We start from the raw sequence: 20,592 nt of genomic DNA on the forward strand, positions 1-20,592 counted from the left end.
GCGTTCCGGGGTCCGGTCCGGAAGTGCGGCAGTTTACGCAATAGTCGTGAATCTGGCCAGTTCTAGCGCCAATCGACGTACCCTGTTGAGGTAAAAAAAGCGTAGGCAGGCAGCATGAATATCAACATGCTACGCTATCTCTCCATGCTGTTAGAGGCGAACCAATGGCAACGATTGAACATAGTGAAATCATTAACGCGCCGCCCGAACGCGTGTTCGAACTACTGCGCCGTGTCGAAGATTTTGCCGATTACTCAGACCTGATTCGCTCAATTGAAACCCTGGGCGAAAATCGCTATCGCTGGCATGTCCGCGCCGTGGGTATGTACTGGTCGTTTGATGTCATGGTGACCGAGATTCAGCCCCCCCATGTGCTTGCCTGGGAGTCGTTGGATGGCGTAAAAAACCAGGGGCGTTATCGCCTTCGCGAGGTGCCCGAAGGCACCGAGGTGGCGTTGACGCTCACTTATGAGATCCGCAATCGTCTGATGGAAAAAGCCGTTAACAAAGCGGCGAAGCCGTTAGTAGGAAAAGTCAGCCGACAAATTCTTGAGCGCGTGGAAGCTCGCTTGAATGAATAGCCCACCACGACATCCTTGGCGCTGGGCGCTAGGGTTTGCAAGTTTTGCCATGCTGGCCTACGTGTGGCTATGGTATTCGCCCGATTTGATGGCGGTTAAGCAATGGGCTTCTCAGGCGTCTCATTATCCGATGGTGATTATGGGGGTGATGCTAATCATGGCCGTTACCTTGGCCATAGGATTGCCGGGCAGTATTGGGCTGTGGCTTATTGCGCCTTTTTACCCGCCGCTTATCGCCACGGTAATGCTGACACTCAGTAGCGTGGCGGGAGCATGGGGGGCTTATCAAATAGCGGCGCGGGCAGGGCGGCGTTGGAATCCTCAAGGGCTGACCTTAAAAGTCATGCAGATGTTAGAGCAGCGAAGCGATGTAATGACCCAGTGCGCAATGCGTATATTGCCCGGCTTTCCCCACTCGGTTATCAATTTTGCCGCAGGTTTACGCCATCTGCCTCTTAAGACGTACCTAGTGGCAGCGGCTTTGGGTTTGTCGATAAAATGGGCGGTTTATAGTAGTGCGATATACGGCGCCTTAGAGGCTATCGAAGACGAGGATGCGCTGCAGTTTGATGTAGTGCTGCCTCTGATAGCACTGGCGCTACTGCTGCTGGCAGGGGCGTGGTACAGGCGCCGCGTTGAAGCGGCGCGGGGCGCCTAGCAAACCGGTTCTAGCGAGCTTTGTGCATTGAGGCGTCGAGGTGGTCGACCACTTCGGCCCAGTCGGCGTCCTCTTCCACCGCTTCTTTTAAAAATTCCGCCTGCCCCTCGTTCCAGCAGGGGGCCTCAGCCAGTGGCATTGTTTCCGGGAGCGGGGCGTTGCGCTGGATAAAGCGCTCAATTGACTCTGCATCGGATGCCAAGCCTAACTGTTCGAATAGTTCGCTGAAATGGTGTACCGGTTTTTCCATAACCTGTTGCTCCTTCAAACGCTTAGAATCGTTTCTATAACATAGCTTGATTCTCAGCCTACGCCACCTTTCAACCGCTTTGGCGGGCTAGCGTTCACCGATTAGCGAGGTTAAAAAACGCTGACGCTGATCTTCTAGTGCGAGTGGTTGCGCCACTAAGTGGGCTAGCTTGGTGAAAGCCGCTTCTGGCGTCATATCATCACCGGCGAGAACGCCTGCATCGCTAAGGCCATGCCCCGCAGCGTAAGCGCCCAGATGGAGACTACCCTGCGGGCACTGGCTGATGGCGGCAAGCAATTTGCCTTCCCCGCTGGCCTTGGCGAGTACGTCCAGTAAGCTTGGGTCGTCGGGCAGATTACCGGCGCCCCAGAGTTGTAGTAACGCCCCTTTAACCCGTGGATCACTCAGCCAGGCGCTTAACTGCCATGCCGAAATGCCCGGCCAAAGGGCGATGCGGACGACCTCTCCTTGATTAACCAAGCGGTAGTCGGGCAGCTCGAAACGCGGTGCGCCGCGCTGCTGAAGGCCAAGTCCACGGCTGGGGTAATAAACGAAGTCGTCGCCTACCCGCTCACCCAGCAATGGATAGTTGGGGCTGGCGAACGCGTTGGCTGCTTGACTGTGCTGCTTAATGGCGCGGGCGCCCCGCAGCAACTGCCCGGCAAAGTAAATAGCCACCTCTTGGAGCGCGGGCTTGGCGGCGAACTGCAGCGCGCCATACAAATTGCCTAAGGCGTCGCTGCCGGGCGCTTCCAGTGGCAACATGGAGCCTGTTATTACCACCGGTCGGTCCAGTCCCTGGAGTTGGTAGGCAAGGCTAGCAGCCGTCCAGCTAAGCGTATCGGTACCATGAATAATGACGAAGCCGGCGTAGGCCGTTAGCTGGTCGCTCACATCGCGGGCGACCTGTTGCCAGGTAAGCGGCGTGGCCGCGCTTGAATCAATTAATGTCGCGTAGCTAACTAGATCATAGCCGGGTAAAGCTTGCTGTTGGGTAAGGGGTAGCTGGTTCAGCGCCGTTGCCATGCGAGTGGCAAAGTCACCGCTAGGCGCAAGTCCATCGGCATGCTGCTGCATACCGATTGTTCCGCCTGTGTAAATAACCAGAATACGCTCTTTATTAGGGGGCTTGTCAGCTAAAGGGGAGTGGGAGCTCATTGCCTTTTCCTGGAGGGTCAGTAAGTACGAGTAACGTGCTCTACCAAAAGTCCACCGCTTTGGTCATCTAAGCGCTGGTTGCGACCCGCCAGTAGGGCAAAGCCACAGCAAACCGTGATCAGAACGATCAATAGCCAGGCGATATGTGATATGTCGGCGCCTGACTGCAGCATAACCCCCACACCGAAAGGGCCAAGTGCTGCCAGTGTATAACCACCGCCCTGGACGAGCCCAGAGAGCTGACCGGCAAGGCGTGAGTTGGCTGTGCGCAAGACTAACAGGCTCAGCGCCAGGCTAAAGCTGCCGCCTTGGCCGATGCCGAGGAGTGCGGCGCCGGGCCATTTCCATATTAATGGCGCGATAAGCAGCATCCACAGACCCATGGCGGTGCTAATCAGTACCAGTAATAGCGCGGGCCGCTGGTCACGACCCAGGCGCGCAACCCAGGGGGCGCCCAGCGCGGAGACTAGCTGGCACATAATCGAAACCGCCATGGTCCAGCCTGCATCGGCTTCGTTGTAGCCGCGATCAACCAGTAGCGTGGGCAGCCAGCCAAATACGATATATGCCATGGAAGACTGAATGCCCATAAAGAACATAATGTGCCAGGTAAGCGGCTGCTTAAGTAGCCGTAAAATGCCGCTTTTGGGTGGTGTGGGTATGTCTGCCCTCGTAGTACTGGGCATTTGAAAGTGCCACAGTAGCAGTGCGAAGAGCGCTAGTAGAGACCAACTCATTAAGCTTGCTTGCCAGCTGCCCAATAGTTGGGTTAGAGGAACGCTAAACCCGGCTCCTAAGGCGCCGCCTAAACAGAGCGCCATGGTGTATAGACCGGTGAGCAGGTCGGCGCTGTCGGGAAGTTCACGCTTAACCAAGGCCGGTAGTAGAGTGCCACCAATGCCAATTGCACAGCCTGCCATTGCCGAGCCGACAAAGAGTCCGCCGGGAAGTGGCAAACCACGCAGAATAAGCCCTGCTGCCAGTAGTGTCAGCGCTGCACTCAGTGCTCGTTCGCTGCCTATGCGTTTAGCCAGCGTCGGAGCAAGTGGCGCGGAGAGGCCTAAAAACAGCACTGGAAGCGTGGTGAGTAGCCCTGCGGCGGTAGCGGAAAGCCCCGCACTCTCTTGTAGCCGGGTGAGTAAGGGGGCGACCGAAGACATAGCGGGGCGTAGATTTAGCCCCACCACAACCATCAGCAAAATAAACGTAATTGAACGACGCGATGCCATATTTATACTTATTTAAAATCCGCTTTTACTTAAGGTGGGGGCGCAAGTCTCCACGAACGGCATCGAGTAGCGTGATGAAATGGTAATCCTGGGGGGTATCCAGGCAGTCCACCCTGACGTTGGTGCGCATACCTTTATCCATATTCAATTGATCGAATATTTCCAACGTTAACTTGCGTGCAGGTTTATCGCCTGGCGCCATGATGCCGTCTTCAAGGGTAAAGGTTTCAAGCAGCGTGACGCGCACACGGGTACTGTTGCCTTCGCTAAGTACGCGGCGCACAAACAGCCAGCCTTCGCAGGGAAGGGCGTGGTTGTCCTCCCGCTGGCGTAAGAAGATCGTGCGGTAGCAAGCGCCTTCAACCGACGCTTTTTCAGCCATGCTGCGGTAGGCTTGAACTACTTGATTAGCTGACGCCCGGGCGTCCTCTAAGCGCTGCACGATCCCTTGATGTTCGCGGCTGAGCTGCTCTTGACGTTGAAACGTCAGCCATTGGCGGTACTCGGCCATTAGTTGAGAAGACGCCATATTCACTCCGTGAAAGGTGTTGGCTGAAATAGCTGCTGGAAACAGCGGCTTGGAATATACGAAGGGGGCACCTTCGCATATTCCTGCGCTCTGAGCTAGCGGCGAACGCGTCGTTTACGCTCACCACCCGTATTGGCACTCTGGCCATCGGGTTTGCGCTTGGCACGCGGCTGGCGCTGATTGCGTCGGCCATTCTCGATAGGCTCAGGTTTGATGCTGGGGTCGGGCTCAAAGCCTGGTTCAATATGTTTTGGCAGCGTCTGTTTGATGAGTCGCTCAATACTGCCCAGCAGGGCGTCTTCGTCAACACACACCAGCGAGACGGCTTTGCCATTGCTGCCAGCACGGCCGGTACGGCCAATGCGGTGGACGTAATCTTCCGCCACATTGGGGAGATCAAAATTGACGACGTGGGGCAGCTCATTGATATCCAGACCACGGGCAGCAATATCGGTGGCCACGAGTACCTGCAGGTCGCCACTCTTAAAGGCGGTTAACGCGCGGGTGCGCGCCCCCTGACTTTTGTTGCCATGGATCGCCATGGAGGGAATATCCTGCTTGGAGAGCTGCTCGGCCAAGCGGTTAGCGCCATGTTTAGTGCGCGTAAATACCAGCACTTGAAACCAGCCGTTTTGCTGGATTAAGTGGGCCAGAAGCTCGCGCTTCTTCTCGCGATCAACGCGGTAAATAGCCTGCTCAATTTTCTCGGCGGTGGCATTGCGCGGCGCTACTTCAATCATCGCCGGGTTATCCAGCAGCTGTTGTGCTAGGGCTTGGATCTCGTTAGAGAACGTTGCTGAGAACAGTAGGTTTTGGCGCTTTTTAGGCACCAGCCGCAGCAGGCGTTTAATATCATGGATGAAGCCCATATCTAGCATGCGATCCGCTTCATCAAGCACTAGAATCTCAACGCAGGAGAGGTCTACATGCCCCTGTTGGTGAAGATCCAGCAGTCGACCGGGGGTGGCAACGAGTACATCCAAGCCGGCTTTTAGTGCATCGATTTGAGGCTGTTGGCCAACGCCGCCAAAAATAATGTGAGAGCGCAGGGCCAGATGCTGGCCATAGGTCGACACGCTTTCGCCTACTTGAGCGGCAAGCTCACGGGTCGGGGTTAGCACCAGCGCCCGTACCTGACGTTTCGCAGGTCGTTTGCCGGTGTTCAGGCGTTGCAGCATTGGCAGCGTAAAACCAGCGGTTTTGCCAGTGCCGGTTTGGGCGCTGGCTAGCATGTCACGACCTTCTAATACGACGGGGATGGCCTGTCGTTGTATCGGGGTAGGTTCGGTGTAACCTTGCGCTGTGACAGCGCGTAACAAATCGGCGTGCAGGCCAAGTTCAGAAAAGCTCATGCGTTCTCCGCAATCACCTAGTGAATTAATACCGTTAAGTGGTTGTTATCACTAGGTGTAATGTTCAAAAAGCGAGGTTGATTCACCATCGCGGCAGCGAAGTGTGCCAGATAATTCAGTGTGCCGCGATGGTCGTTGGTTAGCCGTGGATGACAGGAGACGTGAAGGAGATAGCGCCAAGGCGCACTATCATCTGATGTGCACGGACACACCAGTAAACCTAGGCGTTAGTAACACGTGTCAGTAATAAGACGAATAGTGTAACACGGTTATGCAGCGTCAGCTTGTTTCGCTGTCACGTGTCAGTGATGGGTGCTGGGCATGCAGTGGAATTACCCGAGCTAAGGTAGCGGGCGGTAGTTGTAGTTGTGCCACCTGTTTAGGCGTTAAGGCAAAAAAGTGCTCAGGGGTGAAAACCCCCAGTTGAAAGAGTTGGCGCGCAGTGGCTGGCCCGACACCGTCGAGCGCCAATAGCTGTCGCGCAAAGAGGGCGATAAAGCGGCCGCTTTGCTGTTCATCAAATTCGCCGTTAACCGTTTGATAGTAGTGCCCAGCTTGAACAGTAATAAATTGCTCGATGCGCTGGAGCGCGGCCAGTGTTGAGGTGTCGAGTGTGCGTGCTGCTAGCTGATCGCGAAGGGCGTCGTGGCTATTGAGGGCTGTTTCAAAAACCCCTTGAGACGCTTCGCCCTCTATCAGCGCCGTTACTGTTTCCATTAGGGCGTTAATGGCATCACGCAGTTGTTCAACCGGCACTTCAGTCGTTTGGTTCGGTTCATCTGTCATGTGGGCACCCCAGAGAGGAATAGCATTAAGCTTAGTGCAGCAAGCCCCGTTTAGAAAAGCGCTGACTAATCAAAATAGTCGCCCTGGCGTATTGCGTTGGCGATAAGCTCGGCAGCCTGATCCCAGCTATCGCTTAATGCGCGCACCAGAGCGGGGTAGCCATCCTCTGCAAGGGCTGTTTCCGTGTGGAAATTTTCCATCGCTAGCAGTTCACCCACAGCGTTAAGCAATTGCCATTGGCCGCTAGCCACGGCGACACCGTCAAAGCGGCCCTGGAATTGATCAACGTTGAGGCGCAGGGTCAATGCGTTGGCCTGTTCACCTTCCTCACGCATAACCCTAAGCCTTGGCAGCGCTTGCGCTAAGTTAGCGCGCACCCTTCGCTCTAGCTGTCTGCCCAACCCTTCGGCCCACTGGTGTTCCCGCGCAGCGTTCAGGGTAATATCGTCGAGCTGCATCACGATGCCATCGACATCAAGGTAATGGGCAAGCCGAGGGGAGCTGACCAGTAGCGTGCCCTGTGGCTGTTGGGGAGTGCTTGCCAATGGCGCGCTCGGCAGCATATAGCGTGCAGGGGGCGTGACGCTGCTGGCGCAGGCGGAGACCAGTAAGCAGACCAACAGCAGCAGCAAATACCTAATCCATATCAACATACTTTGCTCCTTAATCACGCGGCGCACGCGGAATGGGGTCTTGGGCATCCAGATTGTCAAACAAAAGTGCTCTGGGGTTGTCATTGAGCGTTCGAGTGAGTGGCTGCAGGTCACGCATCAAGCGATCCAACCGTTCAATCGCCGTTGTAAGCTCCTGGTAGGCAGGCGATGAAGGGGATAAGCCCTGTAGCGTGCTGCGCAGTTCTTCTAGCGTCGCGTTTAGGTTGCCCCCAACAGCTTGTGTTTCCGGGTCATTGAGCAACTGGTTAAGGGAGGTGCTCACATCGCGAACCTCATTCAGCATACTCTCAGAAGCCTGCAGATTACGATCCAAGCCGGTTAACAGCGGCTCGACCTCAAGGGCGTTTAACTTCTCGAGTAAATCCGTCACCTGAGCTTGTATCTGGGCAAAGCCGCCAGGCACGGTGGGGAATACGGCTCGATCCGAGAAGCGTTCGGCAACATACTCATCGGCAAGATCACGCTGGAAGTTTAAATCGACAAACAGGGCGCCCGTCAGCAGGCTGCCACTTTTTAGCGAGGCGCGCAGCCCCAAGCCAAACATGCGCTGGAAGCGTGCCTCCCACTCTTCCAGGTCAATATCGCTATTTTCTATGCCCAGGCGCTGAGGCTCAATCCTAATCAGGACGGGAATCGCAAAGCGTGCGCGCGAGTCGGGCTGGGGTGCGGTAAAGTTCCAGGGCACTGCGGCAACGGTGCCCAGTCGCACGCCGCGAAACTCTACCGGCGCGCCTTTGGAAAGTCCGCGTACCGTTTCGTCTACCAGCAGCACATACTCCAAGTAGCGGTTAAAGGTGCCTTCCCGTGCGGCGTTTTCATCGGCATAGAGGGTGAAGTGCGTATTGGCTTCAACGGGKTGTCCCATCGGCAGGTCTTCGGGTACGCCGAAGGTAACACCGCCCCCCAGTAGTGCTTCTAGGGATTCAACGTTAACCCGAACACCGTCGGCGTCTAAGCGGAAATCAACACCGCTAGCGGTCCAGAAACGGGTGCTATCGGTGACTAAATTGGTATACGGCTCTTCAATAAACACCTGATGCTTCATGGTGCGTGACTCGGGCTCAAAACTATTCTCTTCGATACGGCCTACGGTGTAGCCTTGGTAGGAGACTGGATCACCTACCCGCAGTGAATTGCCCAGTTGACTCGTTAAGCTAAGACGCAGGCCTGCTTGGCCTGCTGGCGCAACAGGGGGGATATCGCTTACCGGGAATTCTCGCCGGGGTGCTGTCTCTGTGCCTGGTTCAAGCTGAATATAAGCGCCAGAGAGCACGGTGCCCAGCCCACTAATACCTTCACGGCCAATGCGCGGCTTGACCACCCAAAAGCGGGTGTCTTCGCGCAGCATATCCTCTACCTCTGGCTGAATGCGGGCGGTTAACACCGCATGGGAAAGGTCGTCAGACAAGCGCACGCTCTGCACTCGGCCAACTTCAACATTACGGCTGCGAATCAGCGTATTGCCCGCTTCGATCCCCTCGGCGCTCTCCATGGTCAGCGTTACTTGGGTGCCACGACTGGCGTAGTTGTCATAAACCAGCCATAAACCGATAGCGATCGCGACGATAGGCACGACCCAAATGGGCGAGAGCCGGGTCTGGCGTGATGTTTTGGCTTTATTTAGATCCTGACCGTTTGTTGGGCTGGGATTTGACGATGCTGGTTCGTTAGCCATCAACAGGTTCCTTGGTGGCCGCTTTACGGCGAAGAAGAGAGTGACGAGGTGGGAGTGGAGTATCCCAAATCAAGCGCGGATCAAAGCTCATAGCCGCCAACATGGTTAACACAACCACAGAGCCAAAGGCGAGTGCCGCCGGGCCTGGTGTAATGGACATCAAGGAGCCCGCGCGAATCAGCGCTACTAAGATGGCCACCACGAAGACATCGACCATTGACCAGCGGCCGATAAATTCTGTTAAGCGGTACAGCCGGGTGCGGCTTTGGGCGTTTAATGCACTGCTACGCCTGACGACTAAGCAAAGCCAGGTTAACGCCACCAATTTGCCGACGGGGACGATCACGCTGGCAATAAAGATAACTACTGCAATCGGCCATGAGCCCATCTGAATCAGTTGCACCACACCGCCAATAATGGTCGAAGGCGAGGAGTTGCCTAAGCTGGTGGTGGTCATAATAGGGTATACATTGGCTGGAATGTACATGATGGCCGATGCACCGAGAAGTGCCCATGTGCGCTGCAAGCTGTTCGGTAGCCGCTGATGCAGTTTTTCATGGCAGCGAATGCAGCGCCCACGGCCCTGTGGCGATAGCCTGTTGATCAGCCCGCAGGTGGGGCAGCCGGTTAGCCCTTGTTCGCCAGCCGGTAGCCCTGTCTGAGTGCCTTCGGGAGCCAGTGGTTCTCCCTCTAGCGAGAACCACATCCAATCGGCGTCCAGGGACTGACTGGTCATCAGTAGCAGTAGTGCAAAAGCACAAAATGCCCAGAAGGAGATGCCTATGGTCACGTCGGCCAGGCCGGCGATTTTTATCAGGCTGACCAATGCGCCGATAATAAACACATCGGCCATCATCCACGGCGTTAAGTGCGCTAATGACCTGGCAATATCACGGCTAAAGGGCAGGGGGCGATCGCGGAGTAGCCCAAACTGCAGCCAGATAACGCCCAGTAGGTAGACCGCGGGCAGTACCACAATGGTCATAATGACCGCTATGGCGACCACCGGCTGGTGAAAGCCGATCAACGTGGTGGCCGTCTGTGTCAGTTCAATGCGGTTACTCACTCCGCTGACAGTAAAGCTAATAAACGGGAACGACACTGCCATTATAAGGGCCGCAAGCGAGGCAATGGCTAGAGCCATGCTGCGCTGGGCTGGGTAGCGGTGGCGTTTAACCAGCACGTGTGAGCAGCGTGGGCAGCTGGCTTTCTCGCCAGAGTTTAACGGCGTCAACGCCGATACCCAGTCACACTCATGACAGGCACGCAAACGCCGTCGCTGAGTTCTGGCCTCAGGTGGCAAACGGTCAACGAGGGGGGCGTTGACCGGCAATGTAGGGCGTTTAATCAATCGTTGTGGAGGCAAAAACCAAAACTCTCAGTGCGAGCCCCTAGCAAAACTACTAGGATGTGGCGGATTAAGCTGTCAAATACGTAGTTTAGCAACTCTATGTCGCTGAAATAATCTTCAAAAACATAGGCTAGCCGCTTGACCAAGGCGTTAGTTTAGACAACGATGCTGCGGCGCAGTGACGAGCTGTTAAATATGCTCGGGATGGCCGCGTAATTCTGCGTCGGATTAGCTTCTCAGTGTCGCAATATAGTGGCAAGGATTGCTAGTAATAGCATCTTACTACCGTCGCTATGAAGTGTTATTTAGATCAGAATCTGTGAGCAGTGCCAATCATTATGCCACGAAGGAAACGAAATGTTGCTTCCCACATTAGCGGTTGTGTTTGGATTAGTCCTATTGGTTTGGAGTGCCGAGAAGTTTATCGACGGTGCTGCGGCAACGTCGCGTTGGCTTGGCTTGTCACCACTGTTGATCGGGATACTGGTTATTGGTTTCGGTACCTCAGCACCGGAAATGATGGTGTCGGTTCTTGCGGCGCTGGACGGAAATCCCGGCTTGGCGGTCGGTAATGCTTACGGTTCAAATATAGCCAATATTGGTTTGATACTCGGTTTGATAGCGCTTATCGCGCCCCTCTCGGTTCACTCTAGTGTTATTCGTAAAGAGATGCCGATATTAATGCTGGTGATGCTAGCAACAGGCTTGATGCTGCTGGACGGGTTTGTTGCGCGCTGGGAGGCTGTTGTTCTTTTGCTGGCGTTGGTTGTTTTTATTGTTGCCAGCATTTTGCGGTCTCGGAATCAGCCCGAAGATTCAATCGTATCTGAAGTGGCAGAAACCCTGGAMAACAAGCCGATGTCCAGGGGGAAAGCCATTATGTGGACGTTAGTGGGGCTAGTGCTGCTGATCGCTAGTTCACGTCTACTGGTATGGGGCGCCGTTGAGATTGCGCTGCGCTTCGGTGTGAGCGACTTGATTATTGGTCTGACCGTGGTAGCTATAGGTACGTCACTGCCCGAGCTCGCATCCTCTATCACCGCTCTGCGTCGCAAGGAGCATGATATGGTGCTGGGCAATGTGGTTGGTTCTAACCTGTTTAACAGCTTGGCGGTCGTTGGTCTTGCGGGGTTGATTGCGCCTATCGAATCAGGGCGAGAGGTGCTGGTGCGGGATTGGAGCGTGATGACCGGCATGACGCTACTGATGATCCTGTTTGCGTTTTCTTGGCGCGGCCGCCCACGGCGCATTAATCGTCTGGAAGGGGGCGTTCTGCTGGCCCTATTTGTCGCTTACACCGGCTATATGGTCAGCGTGGTGATAATGTCTCGGTAGTGCTTTTATCGTCATGGCGTGCCGCTATGGTATTTAGGCCATCAAGGTTGGCGCAGGCTGATCGGTGCGTCAATGCGACTCATCTTGGGCAGTGAAGGCTTGTTGTATAATAATTGTCCAAGAGGGGCGCTAGTGACAGGGTCCTGGCGTAAAGCAATAAGCTTAGTGCTTATAACTAAAAGTGTCGTGCCATAAAGGCTCTACTAAGCTTGTGTTAACCCATATGGGATACCGATTCAGGTCTTAGGAGAGTGAAATGGAACTTGATCCGCTGGTATTATCGCGATTGCAATTTGCATTCGTTGTGTCGTTTCACGCTATCTTCCCCGTGTTCACGATTGGCTTGGCGTCCTATATCGCGCTGCTCCATGGCCTGTTCTTCAAGACGAAGAATCCTGCGTGGGATCGCCTCTCGCTATTCTGGACAAAGGTGTTTGCCGTTGTCTTTGGCATGGGGGTGGTGTCAGGCATCGTAATGTCCTTTCAGTTCGGCACGAACTGGAGCAACTTTTCTCAGGCCTCTTCGAATTTCCTCGGGCCCATGCTTAGCTATGAAGTCGTCACGGCGTTCTTTTTAGAGGCAGCCTTCTTGGGCGTGCTGCTATTTGGGCGCGGTAAAGTCCCTCAAGGGGTGCACCTATTTGCGGCGATTATGGTGGCGGTGGGCACCTTTATCTCTTCCTTCTGGATTCTATCGGCTAACAGCTGGCTGCATACTCCTGCCGGCGTTGAGCTGATCGACTTTCGCTTCCACGTGACTTCCTGGAGCGAGGCGATCTTTAACCCTTCGTTTCCTTACCGCTTTATGCATATGGCCGTTGCCTCGTTTTTGACCGGTGGCTTTGTTGTGGCAGGGGTGAGTGCTTGGTTCCTGTTACGTGACCGTGACCCCGAAGCGAATCGTCGTGCACTCTCCATGTGTCTCTGGCTGTTGCTGTTTCTGGCACCGACCCAGGCGGTCATTGGCGATTTCCATGGCATTAACACCTTAGAGCACCAGCCGACGAAAGTGGCTGCCATGGAAGGGCACTGGGAGACCTCTGGCAATGTGCCGCTGTTGCTGTTCGCCATCCCTGACCAGGACGCACAAACCAACCACTTTGAGCTGGGTATTCCGAACCTGGCCAGTATCATCTTGACCCACTCTCTTGATGGGGAAGTGCCTGGCATTAGCGAGGCGGCGCCTGACGAGCAGCCGCCGGTGCTGATTGTATTTTGGGGCTTCCGCGTTATGGTCGGGATTGGTCTGCTGATGATTGCGGTGGCGTTGACGGGGTTAATCTTGCGTCGCAAAGGTCGTATCTACGACAAGCGGCTATTTTTAAAAGGCCTGACGGCGATGATTCCCATGCCGTTTGTGGCTGTTTTGGCGGGCTGGATCGTCACAGAGTCAGGCCGTTCGCCGTGGCTGGTTTACGGCATGATGACCCATGCCGAGGGCTTAACCCCGTCGCTCACCGGCCCTATGGCGCTGTTTACGCTGATTGGCTATGCCTTGGTCTACGGCGTGGTGTTTTACGCGGGCATTTATTACCTCACCCGTGTGGTGCGTAACGGCATGCTGCCGGAAGAGGAACGCGAAACCACCGACGAGAACTTCAAGCGCCCCATGCGGCCTATGTCGGCGGCGCATACGCCTTTTGATGATGACGTTGACCCGGTGAGGAGCTAGACATGGAAATGTTTGATCTAACGTTAGTTTGGGCCTTCATCATCGGTTTCGGCATCATGATGTATGTGCTTATGGATGGGTTTGATTTGGGGTTGGGTATTCTCTACCCCTTTGCTCCCGATGAAGATGCTCGGGATGTGATGATGAACTCGGTGGCGCCGATATGGGACGGCAACGAAACATGGCTGGTACTCGGCGGTGCTGGCTTGTTAGGCGCCTTTCCGCTGGTTTATTCGGTGTTCTTGCCTGCGCTTTACATCGGCGTCTTCTTAATGCTGGCCGGGTTGATCTTTCGCGGCGTTGCCTTTGAATTTCGTTTCAAGTCTCGCCGCAACAGGCGTTGGTGGAACCGCGCTTTTTGCTGGGGGTCGGCGGTCGCCGCCTTCGCTCAAGGGGCTGTGGTAGGGGCCTATATTCAAGGCTTTCCGGTTGAAGATTTCGCCTATGTAGGCGGTGCCTTTGACTGGCTAACGCCGTTCTCAGTGCTAACTGGGCTTGGCTTGATGGCGGGCTACGCGCTGCTAGGGGCGACTTGGCTAATACTCAAATCAGAGGGCCATGTGCAGGATTGGGCCTACAAAATCACTCCGCTGCTGCTGGCGCTGGTGCTGTTTGTTTTCGCCGTGATTAGCCTCTGGACGCCGTTTGTGAATCCTCTGGTCTGGGAACGCTGGTTCGGCAATATTCAACTGATTTGGGTTTTTCCCTTTGCTGCCTTGGCTTGCGCTTTTGTGGTTTTCCGTTCGGTACAGAAGCGTCGTGAAGGGGTGCCTTTCCTGGCGACTATCGGCATTTATGTTTTCACCTACCTGGGTTTGATCGTCAGTAAATGGCCGGTGATTGTGCCCCCGAACTACACGCTGTGGGACGCGGCTTCATCACCCGAGTCACAGCTATTCCTGCTAGTCGGTATGGTGTTTGTCATCCCGATTATATTGACCTATACCGCCTGGACCTATTGGGTGTTCCGCGGCAAGGTGCGTGTAGGCGAGGGATATCACTGATCCATGGTAACTGAAGTCGCGCTTTCTCTTACGCCGCGCAGTTGGCTACAAACGTTGGCTAAGGGAGAGCGCAAGCGCCTGCTGGGCGCTGCTCTTTGCGGCGTGCTGGCAGGTAGTCAAACGATCGTTGTGGTAGTGGGTCTTGCCTGGCTGATTGATCAGTTGGTGGTTCACGATCAATCGCCCATGTCCCTAGTGCCGATATTTTCCCTGCTGGTGGGTTGCGTGCTGTTACGCGCTGCCTTTCAGTGGGGGCATGAAACGCTGAGCCTGGAAGCGAGCCTGCGCATTCGTCAACGTGCCAGGGCCCAGCTACTGGATAAACTATCTGCCTTAGGCCCGGTTTGGCTTACCAGTCAGCACAGCGGCTCCCTGGCCAACCAAGTGGTTGAACATATTGATGCGCTTGAAGGTTATTTCGCGCGTTTTTACCCCCAACTGCGTATCACGCTCTGCTTGCCGCTGTTGATATTGGCGGTGGCAGGTTGGCTCGATTACCTGGTGGCGCTGTTTCTACTTCTTTCTKCACCACTTATTCCGCTTTTTATGGCCTTGGTCGGCATGGGGGCTGAGCGCCTTAACCGTGATCAGTTTGTGGCCGTATCACGATTGTCAGCGCATTTTATTGACCATGTGCGCGGTATGACCACACTGCAGCTATTTGGCCGTACATCAGCCGCGCAGCAGGATGTTTGGTATGCCACCGATGGCTATCGGCGCCTTAGCATGCGTACTCTTCGGTTGGCGTTTCTCTCATCGGCAGTGCTGGAGTTCTTTTCCTCAGTGGCGATTGCGGTTGTGGCCATGTATGTCGGTTTTGGCCTGCTCGGCTACATCGAGTATGGGCCGTCGCAATCACTGACGCTTTTTTCGGGCCTGGCGGTGCTGCTGCTTGCGCCCGAGTTTTTTCAGCCGCTACGCACCCTTTCTCAGCACTACCATGACCGCGCAGCGGCCTTGGGTGCCGCTGAGAGCGTGGTGAATATACTCAATCAGCCAAGCTTGGTGAGCGATTATGGCGCTATGGCGCCGCTGTCGGATAGGTCGGTCATTGAGTTAATGGCGGCTTGCGTTGCTTATCCTGGCCGAGGGCAGGTGATAGGCCCTATCGATTTCACCCTTCAGCGGGGTGAAGTAGTGGCGCTTAGCGGTGCCTCCGGTAGCGGTAAGTCGACGCTGCTTGCTTTACTCGCGGGCTTTATCTCACCCAGCGCTGGAGAGTGCCGGCGGCAAAAAAATAGCCCTTACGCCTGGCTGGATCAGCAGCCCTGTCTCTTGCACGGTAGTTTGATTGATAATCTGCGCTTGGCAGCACCTGAAGCTAGCCGCGAAGAAATGGCCGCTGCACTACATCGCGCTGGTTTTGGACCTCTGTTAACCCAGCTACCCGATGGCTTGGATACGTTAATCGGCGAGCGTGGAGTCGGGTTGTCAGGCGGGCAAGCCCAGCGCTTGGCGCTTGCCCGCGTATATCTTAGCGATGCGCCACTGCTGCTATTAGATGAGCCTACGGCGAGTTTAGACCAGGAAACTGAGCAGTTTGTTTTGGCGGCGTTGTTAGCGCTTGCCCAAGAAGGGCGTACCTTAGTGATAGCGACCCATCATCCGGCGGTGATTGCTGTTGCTAATCGTCACTTGGCGTTTGAGCAGGGTGAGCTGGTCGAGGTGGTCTTATGATGGCTATTTATCGCGACTTTCGTCCCTGGCTGTTACTTTTAGTCCGGCGGCGCCGGCGCTTTTTATTGGGCGCTCTGCTGGTTTGGATCACCCTAATGGCTGGGCTTGCCCTGCTGGGCTTATCCGGTTGGTTTATTACTGCCAGCGCTCTGACCGGTATTGCCCTGGCTCTTGGCATTCCTGCGCGACTCGATGTTTATGTGCCCGGTGGCGGCATTCGTTTCTTCGCCTTGGCACGTACCGTCGCGCGCTATGTTGAACGTCTTTATAACCATAATACGGTGTTAACGCTGCTTGCCGATTTGCGCTATCGCGTATTTGGTTATTTAACACGCCTCGACGACGCTCGCTTGCACGGTGAGCGTGCCAGCGACTGGTTGAGCCGGTTAACGGCGGATATCGACACCCTGGATAATTTTTATCTGCGTCTCTTGGTGCCACCTTTGGTGGCGCTACTTGGCGTGGTGGCTGTGTCGCTTTTTGTGGCTATTTGGTTGCCGGGCATTGCCATGCTGATGGCGGTGACACTGAGCTTTCTCTGGCTAGTGGCGACACTATTGGCGGCTGTCTGGGGATTTTCGCAAAGCTATCAGCAGGTGGTTGACCAGCAGTCGCTGCGGCGTTTAGTGGTCGACCAAGTGCAGGGGGCTGCTGAGTTGATGAGCTATCAAACGACCCAGTGGCATCGGGCCCTGATCGCTAGTCAAGAGCAGCAAGCGTTTAGCAACCAGCGCCGTTTAGGGCGTAAGGCAGCGTTGATTAACTGCCTGGTGAGTGTTGTCAGCGGATTAATGGTGGTGGCAGTAGTGTGGTTCGCTAGCTGGGTGTTTAGCCAGCAGTTGGTTACAGGACCTATTTTGGTGATGGCGGCATTGATAGCACTGGGGGCGAATGAGTCGTTCATTACGCTACCGGCTAGTTTTGTCAAGCTGGGTGCTAGCTATGCAGCGGTGCGGCGGTTAAATGTGCTTACCGGCGATTCATCGTCGACGCCCCCCACTGTTACGCTGCCAAACGGTGTTGGTCTAAGCATTCAAGTTGAACGGCTCTCTCTGCGCTATGCGCAGACATTAGCGCCCGCGTTAAGCGATGTTGATTTCCAACTACCTGCAGGCAAACGAGCGGTGATTACCGGCAATTCCGGTGCCGGAAAATCGTCTTTAGCCAGGGTATTAATGGGGCGCTTAAAAGCGACCGAAGGTAAGGCGCTGGTAGGCGGCATACCATCCTGGCAGCTTTCCACCGAAAACCGTGCCACTCACTTTGCCATGCTGACCCAGCAGGTCGATCTGTTCGATGCTTCTATCGCCGAAAATCTGCGTATCGCCAACCCCGCGGCTAACGATGACATGCTTTGGGCGGTATTGAATGGAGTGGCCTTGAAAGGCTGGGTTGAGCAATTGCCGCAAGGCTTAGCTACGGCGGTGGGCGAGAAAGGCCAGCAGCTTTCAGGGGGGCAAGGCCGGCGTTTGGCATTAGCCCGCCTGATGCTATGCAACCCTCAAGTGGTCATTCTTGACGAGCCGTTTGCAGGCGTTGATGCGGCGACGGCCAAGCACATCGCGGCGACCCTGGATAAATGGCTGGTTGACCGAACGGCTATTTTCTTTGTCCATCAGGTTAGTTCGCTGACTCTATTGCCTGGGGTCGAGTACCACTGGCATCTAGATGCCGGTAAACTTGAGCAATGCCCGCTTAAATAATGAGTGGCATTGATCAATTGATAAGACAGCTAGGAGCCATTCATGCACGAATTTTTACGTGATCTTCCCAAAGTAGAACTCCATTTGCATATCGAAGGCTCGTTGGAACCTGAGTTAATGTTTGCTTTAGCGCAGCGCAATGGCATTGAGTTGCCCTATGCGACAGTTCAAGACGCCAAAGATGCCTACCACTTCAACGATCTGCAGGGTTTTTTGAATCTCTATTTTCAGGGTATGAGCGTACTTCGTAATGAAGAGGATTTTTACGACCTGGCGATGGATTATTTCAAGCGTGCACGGGGGGAGGGCGTTGTGCATATCGACATGCACTTTGACCCCCAGGCGCATCTTCAACGTGGCGTACCCCTTGAAGTGGTAATGACCGGGCTATTAAAAGCCAAGCAGGAGGCTGAAGAGACTCTCGATCTCTCTATCGGCATGATTATGGCTTTTCTACGCGATCGTCCGGCAGAAGAGGCCTTACATGTACTTGAACAGGCTGCGCCATATTGGAAGATGCTGGATGCCATTGGCTTGGATAGCGCCGAGCTAAACAATCCTCCCGCTGACTTTGTCGGCGTATTTGAGCGCGCTAAGCAGCTTGGATTGGTGCGCGTAGCCCATGCGGGGGAGGAGGGGCCTGCTGAGTATATTACAGAGGCCCTGGATCTACTTGATGTTCAGCGCATTGATCATGGGGTGCGCTGTATAGAGAGTGATAAAGTAGTTGGGCGGTTGCGCCGCGAGCAAATTGTTCTAACGGTCTGCCCGCTATCTAACGTCAGTTTGAAGGTGGTAGAGGATCTTCGTGATCATCCGCTCCCGAAACTTTTGGCTGAAGGGCTCAAAGTAACCATTAGTTCCGACGATCCCGCTTACTTTGGTGGTGGTATGCTGACCAATCACCTTGCCTGCGCTGAAGCGTTTGGCTGGGATCAGACAGTCTTTCGTCAGCTAACCCGCAATGCCATCGAAGAAGCCTTTGCTACCCCTGAGCGACGGGAAGAGCTCATGGCTCGCTTGGCTGCAGCGTAAAGGGTTCACGCCTAGTTTATTGGGTCGGTGTGACGGCTATTAAATACAGGACTAGGTTTTTGCTCATAAATGTTCAAATCGCTGTTGACCCTGACGGTGAATCGGGTAGTATACGCACACGTCAACGGGGCACGGCCTCTGCGACCAGCTCTTTAACAATTTGATCAGGTAATTCATGTGGGCGCTTGCTGGCGTTGGTGGCAAATCACCAAATATCAAGGCAAGCGACTCAAGCAATAAGGTTTTAAAGGATTCGTCCTTTGGGATCTGTTTTGAATGAATTCGTTTGAACCTTGAGCCAAGTTTGATCCGCTTTTGTTCCCTTCGGGTGACATGTAAGGATCACATAGATCTTAAACTGAAGAGTTTGATCATGGCTCAGATTGAACGCTGGCGGCAGGCCTAACACATGCAAGTCGAGCGGTAACAGATCTAGCTTGCTAGATGCTGACGAGCGGCGGACGGGTGAGTAATGCATAGGAATCTGCCCGATAGTGGGGGATAACCTGGGGAAACCCAGGCTAATACCGCATACGTCCTACGGGAGAAAGGGGGCTCCGGCTCCCGCTATTGGATGAGCCTATGTCGGATTAGCTAGTTGGTAAGGTAATGGCTTACCAAGGCAACGATCCGTAGCTGGTCTGAGAGGATGATCAGCCACATCGGGACTGAGACACGGCCCGAACTCCTACGGGAGGCAGCAGTGGGGAATATTGGACAATGGGGCAACCCTGATCCAGCCATGCCGCGTGTGTGAAGAAGGCCCTCGGGTTGTAAAGCACTTTCAGCGAGGAAGAACGCCTATCGGTTAATACCCGGTAGGAAAGACATCACTCGCAGAAGAAGCACCGGCTAACTCCGTGCCAGCAGCCGCGGTAATACGGAGGGTGCAAGCGTTAATCGGAATTACTGGGCGTAAAGCGCGCGTAGGTGGCTTGATAAGCCGGTTGTGAAAGCCCCGGGCTCAACCTGGGAACGGCATCCGGAACTGTCAGGCTAGAGTGCAGGAGAGGAAGGTAGAATTCCCGGTGTAGCGGTGAAATGCGTAGAGATCGGGAGGAATACCAGTGGCGAAGGCGGCCTTCTGGACTGACACTGACACTGAGGTGCGAAAGCGTGGGTAGCAAACAGGATTAGATACCCTGGTAGTCCACGCCGTAAACGATGTCGACCAGCCGTTGGGTGCCTAGAGCACTTTGTGGCGAAGTTAACGCGATAAGTCGACCGCCTGGGGAGTACGGCCGCAAGGTTAAAACTCAAATGAATTGACGGGGGCCCGCACAAGCGGTGGAGCATGTGGTTTAATTCGATGCAACGCGAAGAACCTTACCTACCCTTGACATCTACAGAAGCCGGAAGAGATTCTGGTGTGCCTTCGGGAACTGTAAGACAGGTGCTGCATGGCTGTCGTCAGCTCGTGTTGTGAAATGTTGGGTTAAGTCCCGTAACGAGCGCAACCCTTGTCCTTATTTGCCAGCACGTAATGGTGGGAACTCTAAGGAGACTGCCGGTGACAAACCGGAGGAAGGTGGGGACGACGTCAAGTCATCATGGCCCTTACGGGTAGGGCTACACACGTGCTACAATGGCCGGTACAAAGGGCTGCGAGCTCGCGAGAGTCAGCGAATCCCTTAAAGCCGGTCTCAGTCCGGATCGGAGTCTGCAACTCGACTCCGTGAAGTCGGAATCGCTAGTAATCGTGAATCAGAATGTCACGGTGAATACGTTCCCGGGCCTTGTACACACCGCCCGTCACACCATGGGAGTGGACTGCACCAGAAGTGGTTAGCCTAACGCAAGAGGGCGATCACCACGGTGTGGTTCATGACTGGGGKGAAGTCGTAACAAGGTAGCCGTAGGGGAACCTGCGGCTGGATCACCTCCTTAAACGATGCGTCACAGTCGGTAAGCGTCCACAATGAA

General features: G+C 54.8%; 17 protein-coding genes and 1 rRNA gene. 9 read left to right on the top strand and 9 right to left on the bottom strand.

Annotated features, from left to right (window positions below; genetic code table 11):
* The first annotated feature begins 164 nt into the window (after positions 1-164).
* Both HALO_RS11240 and HALO_RS11245 read left to right on the top strand, forming a co-directional pair.
* Positions 165-581, top strand: coding sequence for an SRPBCC family protein (locus HALO_RS11240; protein WP_035579597.1), 417 nt, complete (start codon positions 165-167; stop codon positions 579-581).
* Positions 574-1,239 (top strand): TVP38/TMEM64 family protein, encoded by a 666-nt coding sequence (locus HALO_RS11245; protein WP_035579595.1) that lies wholly within the window; start codon positions 574-576, stop codon positions 1,237-1,239. Before HALO_RS11240 ends, HALO_RS11245 begins: the two co-directional genes overlap by 8 nt.
* 10 nt (positions 1,240-1,249) lie before the next feature.
* On the opposite strand, the gene HALO_RS11250 is transcribed toward HALO_RS11245, so the two are convergent.
* The 9 genes from HALO_RS11250 to HALO_RS11290 all read right to left on the bottom strand — a co-directional run bounded on the left by HALO_RS11250 (position 1,250) and on the right by HALO_RS11290 (position 10,258).
* Complete coding sequence (locus HALO_RS11250) at positions 1,250-1,489, bottom strand: DUF2789 domain-containing protein (protein WP_035579593.1); 240 nt, start codon at positions 1,487-1,489, stop codon at positions 1,250-1,252.
* 87 nt (positions 1,490-1,576) lie between these two features.
* Positions 1,577-2,647 carry an asparaginase gene (locus tag HALO_RS11255; protein ID WP_035579591.1) on the bottom strand — a complete coding sequence of 357 codons (1,071 nt, stop codon included), beginning with the start codon at positions 2,645-2,647 and terminating at the stop codon, positions 1,577-1,579.
* A 17-nt stretch (positions 2,648-2,664) separates the two neighbouring features.
* Positions 2,665-3,876 (bottom strand): MFS transporter, encoded by a 1,212-nt coding sequence (locus tag HALO_RS11260; protein WP_035579589.1) that lies wholly within the window; start codon positions 3,874-3,876, stop codon positions 2,665-2,667.
* A 25-nt stretch (positions 3,877-3,901) separates the two neighbouring features.
* Entirely contained in the window at positions 3,902-4,405 is a 504-nt protein-coding gene (locus tag HALO_RS11265; protein ID WP_035579587.1) for a hypothetical protein, read from the bottom strand.
* Between the two features lie 95 nt (positions 4,406-4,500).
* Positions 4,501-5,757, bottom strand: coding sequence for a DEAD/DEAH box helicase (locus tag HALO_RS11270; protein WP_035579586.1), 1,257 nt, complete (start codon positions 5,755-5,757; stop codon positions 4,501-4,503).
* A gap of 279 nt (positions 5,758-6,036) precedes the next feature.
* On the bottom strand, positions 6,037-6,543 hold the full coding sequence (locus HALO_RS11275) for a helix-hairpin-helix domain-containing protein (RefSeq protein ID WP_035579584.1): 507 nt from the start codon (positions 6,541-6,543) through the stop codon (positions 6,037-6,039).
* 65 nt (positions 6,544-6,608) lie between these two features.
* Positions 6,609-7,196 carry a PqiC family protein gene (locus HALO_RS11280; protein ID WP_035579583.1) on the bottom strand — a complete coding sequence of 196 codons (588 nt, stop codon included), beginning with the start codon at positions 7,194-7,196 and terminating at the stop codon, positions 6,609-6,611.
* A 10-nt stretch (positions 7,197-7,206) separates the two neighbouring features.
* Complete coding sequence (gene pqiB / locus HALO_RS11285; RefSeq protein WP_050713434.1) at positions 7,207-8,892, bottom strand: intermembrane transport protein PqiB; 1,686 nt, start codon at positions 8,890-8,892, stop codon at positions 7,207-7,209.
* On the bottom strand, positions 8,885-10,258 hold the full coding sequence (locus tag HALO_RS11290) for a paraquat-inducible protein A (RefSeq protein ID WP_231896840.1): 1,374 nt from the start codon (positions 10,256-10,258) through the stop codon (positions 8,885-8,887). The genes pqiB and HALO_RS11290 overlap by 8 nt, the downstream gene beginning before the upstream one ends.
* Positions 10,259-10,600: 342 nt before the next feature.
* Here HALO_RS11290 and HALO_RS11295 point away from each other — a divergent pair, with 342 nt between their 5' ends.
* The 7 genes from HALO_RS11295 (at position 10,601) to HALO_RS11325 (ending at position 20,556) form a co-directional block, all read left to right on the top strand.
* A complete protein-coding gene (locus tag HALO_RS11295; protein WP_050713435.1) occupies positions 10,601-11,578 on the top strand; it encodes a calcium/sodium antiporter in 978 nt (325 codons plus the stop codon).
* A gap of 256 nt (positions 11,579-11,834) precedes the next feature.
* Entirely contained in the window at positions 11,835-13,250 is a 1,416-nt protein-coding gene (locus tag HALO_RS11300) for a cytochrome ubiquinol oxidase subunit I (protein ID WP_035579577.1), read from the top strand.
* Positions 13,251-13,252: 2 nt separating this feature from the next.
* Entirely contained in the window at positions 13,253-14,254 is a 1,002-nt protein-coding gene (gene cydB, locus HALO_RS11305) for a cytochrome d ubiquinol oxidase subunit II (protein WP_035579575.1), read from the top strand.
* 3 nt (positions 14,255-14,257) lie between these two features.
* Positions 14,258-15,931, top strand: a complete 1,674-nt coding sequence (cydD, locus tag HALO_RS11310) for a thiol reductant ABC exporter subunit CydD (RefSeq protein WP_050713436.1) — start codon at positions 14,258-14,260, stop codon at positions 15,929-15,931.
* The gene (gene cydC, locus HALO_RS11315) at positions 15,928-17,634 is read left to right on the top strand and encodes a thiol reductant ABC exporter subunit CydC (protein WP_035579572.1); all 1,707 of its coding nucleotides are present in this window, start codon (positions 15,928-15,930) and stop codon (positions 17,632-17,634) included. Before cydD ends, cydC begins: the two co-directional genes overlap by 4 nt.
* A 42-nt stretch (positions 17,635-17,676) precedes the next feature.
* Positions 17,677-18,669 carry an adenosine deaminase gene (locus HALO_RS11320; protein ID WP_035579571.1) on the top strand — a complete coding sequence of 331 codons (993 nt, stop codon included), beginning with the start codon at positions 17,677-17,679 and terminating at the stop codon, positions 18,667-18,669.
* Between the two features lie 355 nt (positions 18,670-19,024).
* A 16S ribosomal RNA gene (locus tag HALO_RS11325) occupies positions 19,025-20,556 on the top strand.
* Positions 20,557-20,592: the final 36 nt, after the last annotated feature.

Origin of the sequence: Halomonas sp. R57-5, from assembly GCF_900070345.1 — a bacterium.
In the GTDB taxonomy this organism is placed as follows: Bacteria; Pseudomonadota; Gammaproteobacteria; order Pseudomonadales; family Halomonadaceae; genus Vreelandella; species Vreelandella ventosae_B.

Excerpts from the sequence above, each read along its gene's own strand:
- HALO_RS11270 (WP_035579586.1), bottom strand. The coding sequence starts at position 5,757 with ATGAGCTTTTCTGAACTTGGCCTGCACGCCGATTTGTTACGCGCTGTC.
- HALO_RS11245 (WP_035579595.1), top strand. The coding sequence starts at position 574 with ATGAATAGCCCACCACGACATCCTTGGCGCTGGGCGCTAGGGTTTGCA.
- HALO_RS11265 (WP_035579587.1), bottom strand. The coding sequence starts at position 4,405 with ATGGCGTCTTCTCAACTAATGGCCGAGTACCGCCAATGGCTGACGTTT.
- cydB (WP_035579575.1), top strand. The coding sequence starts at position 13,253 with ATGGAAATGTTTGATCTAACGTTAGTTTGGGCCTTCATCATCGGTTTC.
- HALO_RS11255 (WP_035579591.1), bottom strand. The coding sequence starts at position 2,647 with ATGAGCTCCCACTCCCCTTTAGCTGACAAGCCCCCTAATAAAGAGCGT.
- HALO_RS11300 (WP_035579577.1), top strand. The coding sequence starts at position 11,835 with ATGGAACTTGATCCGCTGGTATTATCGCGATTGCAATTTGCATTCGTT.
- HALO_RS11260 (WP_035579589.1), bottom strand. The coding sequence starts at position 3,876 with ATGGCATCGCGTCGTTCAATTACGTTTATTTTGCTGATGGTTGTGGTG.
- cydC (WP_035579572.1), top strand. The coding sequence starts at position 15,928 with ATGATGGCTATTTATCGCGACTTTCGTCCCTGGCTGTTACTTTTAGTC.
- HALO_RS11280 (WP_035579583.1), bottom strand. The coding sequence starts at position 7,196 with ATGTTGATATGGATTAGGTATTTGCTGCTGCTGTTGGTCTGCTTACTG.
- HALO_RS11275 (WP_035579584.1), bottom strand. The coding sequence starts at position 6,543 with ATGACAGATGAACCGAACCAAACGACTGAAGTGCCGGTTGAACAACTG.
- HALO_RS11250 (WP_035579593.1), bottom strand. The coding sequence starts at position 1,489 with ATGGAAAAACCGGTACACCATTTCAGCGAACTATTCGAACAGTTAGGC.
- HALO_RS11320 (WP_035579571.1), top strand. The coding sequence starts at position 17,677 with ATGCACGAATTTTTACGTGATCTTCCCAAAGTAGAACTCCATTTGCAT.
- HALO_RS11240 (WP_035579597.1), top strand. The coding sequence starts at position 165 with ATGGCAACGATTGAACATAGTGAAATCATTAACGCGCCGCCCGAACGC.